Here is a 12808-nt window from a genome sequence, read left to right on the forward strand (position 1 = left end):
GCCACGCTCCTCGACTCGGCGAAGGTCCTCGGCGTGGACGACCCGTCGGCGCGGCGCTGGCGGGAGCGGGTGCTCCGGCGCGGCCGCCGATTCGGTGTGCGAGAGGTCGGGACTACTCGTCCTTGCGGGAACCGGACGGTCCGCCGAAGATCCCGCCGCCCGGTGGCTCCGTGGTCGGCGAGGGTGAGGGCCCGCCCGGGCCCGCGTTCTCGCCGCCCTCGTTCTCGTTGCCCTGGTTGTCGCCGCCGGCGTTCTCCTGGCAGTCGAAGTCCAGCGGATCACACGACTGTGTGGGGGTGGGGCTGCCGGAGGGCGTCTGGGACGGCGTCGGGGACTGCGTCTGCGACGGGGTCGTGGACGGCGTCTGGGTCGGCTTCTGGGTCGTCGGCGTCGGGCTCGCGTTCTCGCCGTAGACCTTGTCACCGATCGGCCCGGCCGCCGGGAAGTCCTTCGCCGGCTGGCCCGCCATCGCCTCACGCATGTAGTCGGCCCAGATCTCGGCCGGGTACGACGCACCGTGGATGGTCTCCTGACCGCCCACCCCGCGCATGGAGCGGAAGACCTGCCGCTTGGCCCGGTCGTCCACCCGCCACATGCCGATCGACGTGGACAGCTGCGGGGTGTAACCGGCGAACCAGGCCGACTTGTTCTGGTCAGTGGTTCCGGTCTTGCCCGCCGCCGGGCGGCCGATCTTCGCCGAGGTGCCGGTGCCACGCTGGATGACGTTCTTCAGCACGTCGGTGACGTTGTTCGCCACGTTCGCGTCGAAGGCCTGCTTGAGCTTGGCGTCTTCCTTCTTGTGGTTGTAGACCTCGCCGTCCTTGTCCTCGACCCGCTCGACCGAGTACGGGTCGGCCTGCTGGCCGCTGGCCGCGAAGGTCGCGTACGCCCCGGCGAGCCGGATCGCACTGGGCGCGGAGGTGCCGAGGGAGAACGTCGGGGTGATCGTGGCCAGCTGCTCCTTGCTGAGGCCCGAGTCCAGGGCCGCGTCCCGCACCTTGTCGGTGCCGACGTCCATGCCCAGCTGGATGAAGGGCGTGTTCACCGAGTACTGCATGGCGGTGCGGAGGTTGATCTTGCCCTTGTCCTCGTCACCGTCGTTCCTCTGGTGCCACTCCTGGTTGTTCCGGTCCGTCCAGACGGATCCGTCGTAGTCGCGCAGGGTCAGCTTGTTGTCACCGTCGTAGACACTCGCCGGGGAGACCTTGGTGCGTTCCGCGTCCGGTTGGTCACGCGGCCCGTTGCGGTCCCGGACCCCGTCCCTCATCGCCGCGGCCAGCACGAAGGGCTTGAAGGTCGAGCCCACCTGGACACCGGTGTAGTCCGCGTTGTTGCGATAGTGCTCCAGCGCGTCATTGCCACCGTAGATGGCCTTGATCTTGCCCGTCTTGGGCTCCACCGAGGCACCGCCGAACTGCACGAATTTATCCACGTCGCGCTGTTTCGGCTTGATGTTCTCCTTCGTCACCTTGTTGACCGCGCCCTTCAGTTGGGCGATCTTCTTACGGTCGAAGGTGGTATGGATCTGATAGCCGCCCTTGTCCAGCTTCGTCTTGGAGATGTCGGTGTTCGCGACGACGTAGTTGTCGGCGAGGTCGGTGAGATAGCCGATCTGGCCCTGCTTGTTCGTCGCCACCTTCGGGCTCTTGGTGGGCGGGAAGCCCTTGTTCAGCCAGTACTGGGCCTTGTCCTTGGGCAGCCGGCCCACCTGGACCTCGCGCTTGAGGATCCACGACCAGCGGTCCGTGGCCCGCTTGGTGTTGGCCTTCGCGCTCGCGGACGGTCCGTAGCCACCGTTCGGGTCGTACAGGTTGGGCCCGTTGAGCGTCGCGGCGAGGAATGCGCTCTGGCTCGGGTCGAGCTTCTCGCAGTCCTTGTCGAAGTACGCGCGGGCCGCCGCCTGGCAGCCGTAGGCGCCACGGCCGTAATACGCGGTGTTGAGGTACCCCGCGAGGATGTAGTCCTTGCTCTCGACCGTGCCGACCTTGACGGAGATGAACAGCTCCTTGAGCTTTCGCGTCACCGTCTGCGACTGGTCGAGGTACGTGTTCTTCACGAACTGCTGGGTGATGGTCGACCCGCTCTGGGTGTCACCGCCCCGCGCCATGTTGACGACGGCGCGCGCGATACCCATCGGATCGACGCCCGAGTCGTCGTAGAAGCTGGCGTTCTCGGCGGAGATCACCGCGTTCTGCATGGACTGGGGGATCTTGTTGAGCGGCACGATCTGGCGGTTGAGGTCACCGCCGCCCGAGACCACCATCTGCTTGCCGTCGGCCCAGTAGTAGACGTTCTTCTGGGTCTGCGACGCGGCCTGCGCGGTGGGAACGTCGACGATCATCCACCCGATGCCCACGGCGCTGAGGATCGCCGCGAAGAAGAAGATGAAGGTCCCCGTGACGAGCCGCCAGGACGGGACCCAGCGGCGGCCACCCGTCCTGCCCGCGCGCGGGTAGTCGATGAACCGCTTCTTGCCGGACGGCCCGTCGCCGCCCGCACCGTGTCCGTGGCCACCGCCGGTGCCCCGCCGACCGCCACCGCGGCCGGCACCACCGGCACCACCGGCGCCTGGGTCTCTTCTCCGGCCTCCTCCGCCGCCGCGTTGCGCGGCGCGCCGGGCTTCGGCCCTGCCGCCGTGGGAACGCTCGTCCCCATGCGAGGCCGAGCCCGACTCGGCGGCGGCGGCGTTGTGCGGTGGTGCTGCGCGACGGCCGGACGACTGCTGTCCGGCACGCCGGGCCGCTGCTCGGCCGCCGCCCTGGGGCTGCGGCGGCTTGCGACGGTGCTCGCTCATGGAACGACTACTCCTCGGGCAGGCGCTATCGCCTGAAAGCGGCAGGTGGCTTCCGGTCCCCCCGATGTGCGATCCGGCCACACCTGGCAACCGGACGCACTGCCTCCAGGACGAGGACGCAGGACAGCGTCACACGGTTCCCTTTGGTCTGCATGGCGAACAGAGTACGCACGGCCAAATCTTGTCTCCTCGGCGCCTTCACTCCATAACGCTCCGGTTGAGTCCCACGAACCGGTGATGTGACGCCGTTCACCGTGGCCGCTCTTGTCCCACCGGCATCCCGGATCTATCGTCTGGATGTATCGAGTCGATACATCAGCTCGGCATAGTGGCCCCAGGAGACAGGAGAGGCGGGCGATGAGCAGACGCTCAGGCATCCTCGAGTTCGCCATCCTCGGCCTGCTCCGCGAGTCCCCGATGCACGGATATGAGCTGCGAAAGCGCCTCAACACCTCGCTCGGGGTGTTTCGCGCGTTCAGTTACGGCAGCCTCTATCCCTGTCTCAAGACGCTCGTCGCCAACGGCTGGTTGATCGAGGAGCCCGGAAACGCCTCCGAGGAGGCCGTCGCGGCCACCCTCGCCGGCCGCCGGGCGAAGATCGTCTACAGGCTGACAGCGGAGGGAAAGGAGCGGTTCGAGGAGCTGCTCTCCCACACCGGCCCGGACGCATGGGAGGACGAGCACTTCGGCGTCCGCTTCGCCTTCTTCGGACAGACGTCGCGGGACGTACGGATGCGCGTGCTCGAAGGGCGGCGCAGCCGCCTGGAGGAGCGCCTGGCGAAGATGCGGGCCTCCCTGGCCCGCACCCGCGAGCGGCTGGACGACTACACCCTCGAACTCCAACGACACGGCATGGAGTCGGTGGAGCGCGAGGTCCGCTGGCTGAACGAGCTGATCGAGAGCGAGCGGGCCGGGCGCGACCAGCGCGACGAGCCCGATGACACCGCCAAGTGAGGCCCCGCACCCCGCAGGGCTTCGTCAAGTACACACAGGGAGCAACCGGAATGGGTTCGGTTCGTGTAGCCATCGTCGGTGTGGGCAACTGTGCCGCGTCACTGGTGCAGGGCGTCGAGTACTACAAGGACGCCGACCCGGACACCCGCGTGCCGGGTCTGATGCATGTGCAGTTCGGCGACTACCACGTCCGTGACGTGGAGTTCGTCGCCGCCTTCGACGTGGACGCGAAGAAGGTCGGGCTCGACCTCTCCGATGCCATCGGCGCCAGCGAGAACAACACCGTCAAGATCTGCGACGTGCCGTCGACCGGCGTCACGGTCCAGCGCGGCCACACGTACGACGGCCTCGGCAAGTACTACCGGCAGACCATCGACGAGTCCGACGAGACCCCGGTCGACGTGGTCCAGGTCCTCAAGGACAAGCAGGTCGACGTCCTGGTCTGCTACCTGCCCGTGGGCTCGGAGGACGCCGCCAAGTTCTACGCCCAGTGCGCCATCGACGCCAAGGTCGGCTTCGTCAACGCGCTCCCGGTCTTCATCGCCGGGACCAAGGAGTGGGCGGACAAGTTCACCGAGGCGGGCGTGCCGATCGTCGGTGACGACATCAAGTCGCAGGTCGGCGCCACCATCACGCACCGGGTTCTGGCGAAGCTGTTCGAGGACCGGGGCGTCATCCTGGACCGCACCATGCAGCTGAACGTCGGCGGCAACATGGACTTCAAGAACATGCTCGAGCGCGAGCGCCTGGAGTCCAAGAAGATCTCCAAGACGCAGGCCGTCACCTCGCAGATCCCGGACCGCGACCTGGGCGCCGACAACGTCCACATCGGCCCGTCGGACTACGTGGCCTGGCTGGACGACCGCAAGTGGGCGTACGTGCGCCTCGAGGGCCGGGCGTTCGGCGATGTCCCGCTGAACCTGGAGTACAAGCTCGAGGTGTGGGACTCCCCGAACTCCGCGGGCGTCATCATCGACGCGCTGCGCGCCGCGAAGATCGCCAAGGACCGCGGCATCGGCGGCCCGATCCTCTCCGCCTCCTCGTACTTCATGAAGTCGCCGCCGGTGCAGTACTTCGACAACGAGGCCCGGGAGAACGTGGAGAAGTTCATCAAGGGTGAGGTCGAGCGCTGAGCCAGGGCACCGATCCTCGGCACTGAGCCAGGACGGCGCGCCAGGACAGTGCGCCGTGCGGCGCTGATCTCCGCCGCTTGATCACGGGCCTCCGGGAATCCCCCCGGAGGCCCGCGCGGTGTGTGAAGGTGGCGTCATGCCCGTTGTGCGTGATCTCCGCGTGCTGCTGCAACTGCGCGACTTCCGCCATCTGCTGGCCGTCCGCCTGCTGTCCCAGGCGGCCGATGGTGTCTACCAGGTCGCACTCGCCACCTATGTGGTCTTCTCGCCGGAGAAGGAGACGTCCGCCGCGGCCATCGCCTCCGCCATGGCCGTCCTGCTGCTCCCCTACTCCCTCCTCGGCCCCTTCGCCGGAGTGCTGCTGGACCGCTGGCGCCGCCGCCAGGTCCTGCTCCACGGCAATCTGCTGCGCTCCGGGCTGGCCGCCGGAACCGCGATCCTGGTCCTCGCCCAGGTACCGGAGTGGCTCTTCTACGTTTCCGCCCTGTCGGTGACGGCGGTCAACCGCTTCGTCCTGGCAGGCCTTGCCGCCTCGCTGCCACGGGTGGTGGACAGCCAGGAGCGCCTGATCATGGCCAACTCCCTCTCACCGACCGCGGGCACGCTCGCCGCCACCGCGGGCGGTGGCGTGGCATTCGTGGTCCGGCTCTCCGGCCCGGGCGGCTCCTCTTCGGACGCCCTGGTCGTCCTGCTGGGCGCCGCGCTCTACCTCCTCGCCGGGCTCTCGGCGCTCCGTATGCCCTCCGGCCTGCTGGGGCCCGATCCGGCGGCCCTGCAACCGCACCTGGGGGCCGCCCTGGTGAGCACGACCCGCGGGCTGGTGGCCGGGGTACGCCATCTCCTGCAGCGCAGGGATCCCACCATCGCCCTGACCGCGATGACGCTGATGCGCTTCTGCTACGGCGCCCTCACCGTCACCGTGCTGATGCTCTGCCGGTACGCATGGGCCGACGACGAGTCGGGCGGGCTGGCGCTCCTCGGCATCGCGGTCGGCGTCTCGGGCGCGGGCTTCTTCGCCGCGGCGGTGATCACCCCCTGGGCGGTGAGCAAACTGTCGTCGCTCGACGCCTCCCGGCCGGACGGCCAGCTGCACTGGGTGATGGTGTGCGCGGGGATCGCCGCCGTCCTGGAACCGGGCCTGGGACTCCCCTTCGAACCGGCACCGATGCTGATCGCCGCCTTCGTGCTCGGTCTCATCACCCAGGGCGCGAAGATCGCCACCGACACCGTCGTCCAGTCCGCGATCGACGACGACTTCCGCGGGCGGATCTTCTCCCTCTATGACGTGCTCTTCAACGTCGCCTTTGTGGGGGCCGCGGGAGTGGCCGCCCTGATGCTGCCGCCGGATGGAGCATCGGCCGTTCTGGTGGCCGGGGTGGCACTGCTCTACGCGGCGACCGCCGCCCTGCTCATGTTTCACGTGAAACGCCGCCCCGGGACACGCACGGGGATCGATGTTTCACGTGAAACGTGACGCGCCGGGGGCGCGGCGTCAGCCCTGGGACTGAGCCGCCCACCACTCCTTGAGCGCCTCGACGGCGGCGTCCCGGTCCATGGGGCCGTGCTCCAGCCTCAGCTCCAGCAGATGCTTGTACGCCTTGCCGACCTGAGGCCCCGGAGCGATGCCGAGCACCTTCATGATCTCGTTGCCGTCCAGGTCCGGGCGGATCGCGTCCAGCTCCTCCTGGTCCTGGAGCCTCGCGATCCGCTCCTCCAGCCCGTCATACGCCCGCGAAAGCGCCATGGCCTTGCGCTTGTTGCGCGTCGTGCAGTCCGAGCGGGTCAGCTTGTGCAGCCGGTCCAGCAGCGGCCCCGCGTCGCGCACATAGCGCCGCACGGCCGAATCGGTCCATTCACCGGTGCCGTAGCCGTGGAAGCGCAGATGCAGCTCGACCAGCCGGGAGACATCCTTCACCAGCTCATTGGAGTACTTGAGCTTCGTCATCCGCGACTTGGTCATCTTGGCGCCCACCACCTCGTGGTGGTGGAAGGAGACGCGGCCGTCCTTCTCGAAGCGGCGGGTCTTCGGCTTTCCGATGTCGTGCAGCAGCGCGGCCAGCCGCAGCACCAGGTCGGGCCCGTTCTCCTCCAGATCCATGGCCTGGTCCAGCACGGTCAGCGAGTGCTCGTACACATCCTTGTGCCGGTGATGCTCATCACGCTCCAGCCGCAGGGCGGGGATCTCCGGCACTACGCAGTCGGCGAGCCCGGTCTCGACCAGCAGCCGCAGCCCCTTCCGGGGGTAGGCGCCGAGGAGCAGCTTGTTCAGCTCGTCCCGCACCCGCTCCGCCGAGACGATGTCGATCCGTCCGGCCATCGCCGTCATCGCGGCGACCACCTCGGGCGCCACCTCGAAGTCGAGCTGGGAGGCGAACCGCGCCGCGCGCATCATCCGCAGCGGATCATCGGAGAAGGAGTCCTGCGGGGTGCCGGGGGTGCGCAGCACCCGCGCGGCGAGATCTTCGAGTCCGTTGTGCGGGTCGATGAACTCCTTCTGCGGGAGCGCTACCGCCATCGCGTTGACCGTGAAGTCGCGGCGGACCAGATCTTCCTCGATGGATTCGCCGTAGGACACCTCGGGCTTCCGGGACGTCCGATCATAGGCTTCCGACCGATACGTCGTGATTTCGATCTGGAAGTTCTGATGTGTCCCGTTGTCGCCCGGTCCTTCCTTCTGGCACCCGACCGTGCCGAAGGCGATGCCCACCTCCCACACGGCGTCCGCCCAGGGCCGGACGATCTTCAGCACCTCGTCGGGGCGGGCGTCCGTCGTGAAGTCCAGATCGTTACCGAGACGGCCCAGCAGCGCGTCCCGTACCGAGCCGCCGACCAGCGCCAAGCTGAACCCGGCCTGCTGAAAGCGTCGGGCGAGATCGTCGGCGACGGGAGAGACCCGCAAGAGTTCGGCCACGGCACGGCGCTGCACCTGGTTGAGCTCATTGGTGGACTGCGGGGATCGGCTGTCATTGTTGGCGTTCGGCACAACAGAACAGGGTACGTGGCCGCGCGCCCCGGGGCCTCCACGTTGATCGTCGGTTCCATCACGGTGACGATCTTGTGGAGCTGTCCACAGCACTTCGCCACAGCGGGCATCGTTACCATTCGTGGACGCACATTGCGACGACCACTGACGATCACTGACGACAAGGGACGGGCGAGCGCGTGGCCGATGCGGCAGACCTCCGGGAGACGACGTCCTCTCGCGCCCGCCGATGGCTACGGCGGACCGGGGCGCTGCTCGCAGCGGCGCCCGTACTCGCGGGCGTACTGCAGGCCCCGGCGGCCCCCACAGCCCAGGCGGCGGGCAAACCCACCGGCTCGGTGGATGTGGACATCACCTCGCTGACGCCCACCGCACCGGCCAAGAGCGACACGCTCACCGTCAGCGGCACCGTCACCAACGACAGCGGTTCGACGGTCTCCGGCTCCCATGTCGGCCTCCGCGTCGGCCCCACCCTGGAGGGCCGCAACGCGATCGACAGCGCCTCCCGGCGGACCGGCTACCAGCAGGGCGCCGACGGCACCGAGATCGGCGGCAAGTACACCGAGAAGATCGGCAAGCTGGGCGCGGGTGCCAGCCGGGACTTCACGCTCTCCATACCGGTGAACGAGCTGCACCTCGGGGAGGACGGCGTCTATCAGCTCGGTGTCTCCCTCACCGGCCAGACCCAGAGCCGCCCCTGGCAGCAGGTGCTGGGCATCAAGCGCACCTTCCTGCCCTGGCAGTCGGGTGCGCCGTCCAAGAAGACGCAGCTCACCTATCTGTGGCCGCTGATCTCCACGCCCCATGTGACGTCGCGCACCGACGCGGACGAAGACCGGACACCGATCTTCCGTGACGACCGTCTCAAGGCGGAGCTGGCCCCCGGCGGCCGGCTCCAGCAGATGGTCAGCCTGGGGAAGAACCTCCCCATCACCTGGGTGATCGACCCCGATCTGCTCGCCACGGTCGACGCGATGACGCGGGAGTACGAGGTCCAGAAGCGGCACGGGGACGGGACCACGGCGGGGACCGGGCAGACGGTCGCCAAGCGGTGGCTCAACGACCTGCAGAAGGCCGTGGAGGGCCAGCAGGTGGTCGCCCTGCCGTTCTCCGACCCCGACATCGCGTCGCTCGCCCACCACGGCACGAGCGTCCCCGGCGCCCTCAGCCACCTCCGGGACGCCACCGAGCTGGCCTCGATGACCGTGCAGACGGTCCTCGGGGTGAAGCCGCGCACCGACTTCGCCTGGCCCGCCGACGGCGCGGTGGACTCCTCGATCGTCGACGTCGCCACCTCCGCGGGCGCCCATAACGTCATCGCCCGGAGCGACAGCCTCCGGGAGACCGGCAACCTCTCGTACACCCCCACCGCGGCCCGGCAGATCGGCGGCGGCAACACGGCGGTGGTCGCGGACGCCCGGCTGTCCACGGCCTTCACCGGCGACATGTCCAAGGCGGACAACTCCACGCTCGCCATCCAGCGGTTCCTCGCCCAGAGCCAGATGATCAACCTTCAGGCGCCGGACCGGCAGCGCAGCGTCGTCGTGGCTCCGCAGCGCATCCCGACCACCAGCCAGGCGCAGGCCATGGCGGCGGCCCTGGACGGCCTGTCCGGGCAGTGGACCCAGCCGCTGGGCCTGGGACAGGCCGCGAAGGCCAAGCCCGACCCGAACGCCACCCAGCGCGTGCCCAGCACCCGCGCGTACCCCGGTTCGCTCCGCCGCCAGGAGCTGCCGACCCAGGCGTTTGAGGACATCCGCACCACGCAGAGCACGCTCAGCGGCTTCGAGCCGATCCTCACCGCCAAGTACCGGGTGGTCACCCCCTTCGGCAACGCGATCCGGCGGGAGATGTCCACCTCGTGGCGGGGCAACGCCCTGGGCGCCACCCACTTCCGCGACGGCGTCCAGCGCTACCTGACCGGGCTGACCAAGAAGGTGCGCCTGATCCCGAAGACGGACATGACGCTGTCCGGGCGGAGCGCGACCATCCCGGTGACCGTGCAGAACAACCTGGTGCAGGCTGTCCGGCTGCGGCTGGTCCTCACGTCCCCGCAGGGAAACCGCCTGGCGGTCAGCGAGCCCCAGGTGGTCAACGTCGAGGGCGGACACAGCCAGTCCGTGAAATTCGGGACCACGGCCAACGCGAACGGTCCGGTGTGGGTGACGGCCCAGCTGGTCACGCCGGACGGGCAGCCGTACGGCGGCAAGGAGACGTTCGAGGTGAATGTCACCGAGATCACATCGACCGTCATCCTCGTGATCGCGGGCGGTGTGCTGCTGCTGGTCCTCGCCGGAATCCGGATCTACCTCCAGCGCAAGCGGGCGGCCACCGCGAACAGCGGCGATGAGGACACCGAGGCCACGGAGGAGGACGAGGCGACGGACGCGGAGGCCGACGGAAGCGACCCCGCCCCCGCCCTCGTGCCCGAGCAGCCGAGTGACCCGGCGCCGGACACCGGTTCGCAAAGCGCCGGGGCGTCCGGCGCGGGTGAGAAAGTGGACCGTTGAGCAATTCCGGGGCCGGTCGGCCGCAGCGGACGATGAGGTGGGGTAGCGATGAACGCGCCGTATGACGGTGAGCGGCGGATGCCGCCGCCTTCCCCCCACGCGCCCCAGGAACCCTATGGACAGGAACCGCACCAGAACGATCCATACCTGGGCAACTCCCCTCAGGCACCCGCGAGCGATCCCCGCCAGGACTACGGGCAGTACTACATGCAGGACCCGTACGCGGACGACCCGTACGCGACCGGCAGCTTCACGCCGTACCCCTATCCGGCGCAGGACGCGTACGGACATGACCCGCTGACGGATCCGCTGTACGACCGGTCCGGCCCCCAGCAGAACGGCTACCAGCAGCAGACGCCGTACCAGCAGCAGCCCGCCGCACCACAGGGCGCCGACCCCCAGGTGTGGCCGGTGGCACCTGGCTCCCAGGAGCCGTACCAGCAGCAGTACGCGGCCGAGCCCACCGCCACGGGATACAGCGAGGGCGGCTACGGGCCGGGGGAGCAGCAGCCGCAGCAGGACGCCTTCGCGCACCTCTACCGCGACCAGCAGCAGCCCTACGACCCGCGGAGCGCCCAGGGGTATCCGCAGGGCGCCCAGGGCTATCCGCCCGTGCCCCCGCCGGGCCAGCCGCCGGTACCCGGGCCCGCGCGGCACGAGTCCGTGCCCCCGTCGGCCAGTGCTCCCACCATGGCCGCTCCGGTGGTGAGCCCGCCCGGCCCCCCTGAGAGCGATGAGAAGGCCGAGGCCGCCCCGAAGCGCTCCGCCGGCCGCGCGGCCAGCCTGCTCCAGTCCAGCGCCCTCATGGCCGCCGGAACCCTGGTCTCCCGGCTGACCGGCTTCGTCCGGCAGATGGCGATCGTCGCGGGTCTCGGCGCCGCCTCCCTGGGCCAGACCTACGCGGTCGCGTATCAGCTGCCCGCGATGATCTACTTCCTCACCGTCGGTGGCGGTCTGAACTCCGTCTTCGTCCCGCAGCTCGTACGCGCGATGAAGGAGGACAAGGACGGCGGCATCGCCTACGCCAACCGTCTGCTCACCCTCGCGATGGTGGCCCTCGCCGGCCTGGTCGCCCTGTCCATGTTCGCGGCCCCGGCTCTGATCCGCATGCTGTCGCCGTCCATCGCGGACGATCCGCCCGCCAACGAGGTCGCGGTCGCCTTCGCCCGCTACTGCCTGCCCACCATCTTCTTCATGGGTGTGCACGTCGTGGTCGGCCAGATCCTCAACGCCCGCGGCAAGTTCGGCGCGATGATGTGGACCCCGGTCCTCAACAACATCGTCGTCATCGCGACCTTCGGCCTCTTCATCTGGGTCTTCGGCACCTTCAGCACCTCCCAGATGGGCGTGAGCACCATCACGGACGAAGGCGTGCGGCTGCTCGGCATCGGCACCCTGCTCGGCCTCACCGTCCAGGCCCTGGCGATGTTCCCCTACCTCCGGGCCTCCGGCTTCCGCTTCCGTCCCCGCTTCGACTGGCGGGGCCACGGCCTCGGCAAGGCCGCCAAGCTCGCCAAGTGGACCGTGCTGTTCGTTCTCGCCAACCAGGCCGGCAACATCGTGGTGACCCAGCTCGCCACCGCGGCCGGCACCGACGCCGACAACCAGGGCCACCCCGGAGCCAGCTTCGTCGGCTACAGCAGCGCCCAGCTCATCTGGAACATGCCGCAGGCCATCATCACCGTCTCGGTGATGGCCGCCCTGCTGCCCCGGCTCTCCCGGTCGGCCCACGACGGCGACCCCGGTGCGGTCCGCGACGACCTCTCCCAGGGCCTGCGCACCTCCGCCGTAGCCATCGTCCCGCTCGCCTTCGGCTTCGTAGCGCTCGGCGTCCCCCTGTGCACCCTGCTCTTCGGCACCTCGGGCACGGCGACGGCGCAGAACATGGGCTACATCCTGATGGCGTTCGGCCTCGGGCTCATCCCGTTCTCGGTGCAGTACGTCGTCCTGCGCGGCTTCTACGCCTACGAGGACACCCGCACCCCCTTCTACAACACGGTGATCGTCGCCGCCGTCAACGGCGCCGCGTCCGCGCTCTGCTACTTCCTCCTCCCGACTCAATGGATCGTGGCCGGTATGGCCGCCTCCTACGGCCTGGCGTACGCCGCCGGTGTGGGCGTGGCCTGGAAGCGACTGGGCAACCGACTGGGTGGCGACCTCGACGGCCGCCGTGTCGTGCGCACCTACACCCGCCTGGTGGGCGCCAGCATCCCCGCCGCTCTGCTGAGCGGCGCGGCGGCTTATGCCATCACTCAGGCGCTGGGGTCCGGCATGTCCGGTTCCCTAGCCGCATTGGCGGGCGGAGGTCTCGTTCTTATCGCGGTCTTCTACATTGCTGCGAAACGGATGCGCATTGATGAGCTGACGGCCATGGTCGGTATGGTGCGCGGACGACTCGGACGCTGATCATTGAGCACAACCATCGTCCGTCATC

At 69.0% G+C, this 12808-nt stretch carries 7 protein-coding genes; 5 read left to right on the top strand and 2 right to left on the bottom strand.

Annotation, left to right across the window (positions count from 1 at the left end; genetic code table 11):
* Positions 1-112: 112 nt before the first annotated feature.
* Positions 113-2794, bottom strand: coding sequence for a transglycosylase domain-containing protein (locus ACWC5C_RS40645; RefSeq protein ID WP_450884162.1), 2682 nt, complete (start codon positions 2792-2794; stop codon positions 113-115).
* Between the two features lie 357 nt (positions 2795-3151).
* Between ACWC5C_RS40645 and ACWC5C_RS40650 the strand changes: the two genes are divergently transcribed.
* From ACWC5C_RS40650 to ACWC5C_RS40660, 3 genes are all read left to right on the top strand, one after another.
* Positions 3152-3748: a PadR family transcriptional regulator gene (locus ACWC5C_RS40650; RefSeq protein ID WP_385446067.1), complete on the top strand. Its 597-nt coding sequence runs from the start codon at positions 3152-3154 to the stop codon at positions 3746-3748.
* Positions 3749-3798: 50 nt separating this feature from the next.
* On the top strand, positions 3799-4881 hold the full coding sequence (locus ACWC5C_RS40655) for an inositol-3-phosphate synthase (RefSeq protein ID WP_450884164.1): 1083 nt from the start codon (positions 3799-3801) through the stop codon (positions 4879-4881).
* A gap of 136 nt (positions 4882-5017) precedes the next feature.
* Entirely contained in the window at positions 5018-6355 is a 1338-nt protein-coding gene (locus tag ACWC5C_RS40660) for an MFS transporter (RefSeq protein ID WP_450884166.1), read from the top strand.
* An 18-nt stretch (positions 6356-6373) separates the two neighbouring features.
* Here ACWC5C_RS40660 and ACWC5C_RS40665 read toward each other — a convergent pair whose 3' ends face one another.
* Entirely contained in the window at positions 6374-7864 is a 1491-nt protein-coding gene (locus tag ACWC5C_RS40665; RefSeq protein WP_450884168.1) for a CCA tRNA nucleotidyltransferase, read from the bottom strand.
* A gap of 179 nt (positions 7865-8043) precedes the next feature.
* Here ACWC5C_RS40665 and ACWC5C_RS40670 point away from each other — a divergent pair, with 179 nt between their 5' ends.
* Together ACWC5C_RS40670 and murJ are read left to right on the top strand one after the other, a co-directional pair.
* Positions 8044-10374 carry a DUF6049 family protein gene (locus ACWC5C_RS40670; protein ID WP_450884170.1) on the top strand — a complete coding sequence of 777 codons (2331 nt, stop codon included), beginning with the start codon at positions 8044-8046 and terminating at the stop codon, positions 10372-10374.
* A 48-nt stretch (positions 10375-10422) separates the two neighbouring features.
* The gene (gene murJ / locus ACWC5C_RS40675) at positions 10423-12780 is read left to right on the top strand and encodes a murein biosynthesis integral membrane protein MurJ (RefSeq protein WP_450884172.1); all 2358 of its coding nucleotides are present in this window, start codon (positions 10423-10425) and stop codon (positions 12778-12780) included.
* Positions 12781-12808: the final 28 nt, after the last annotated feature.

The sequence above is a fragment of the Streptomyces sp. NPDC001700 genome (genome assembly GCF_053596435.1).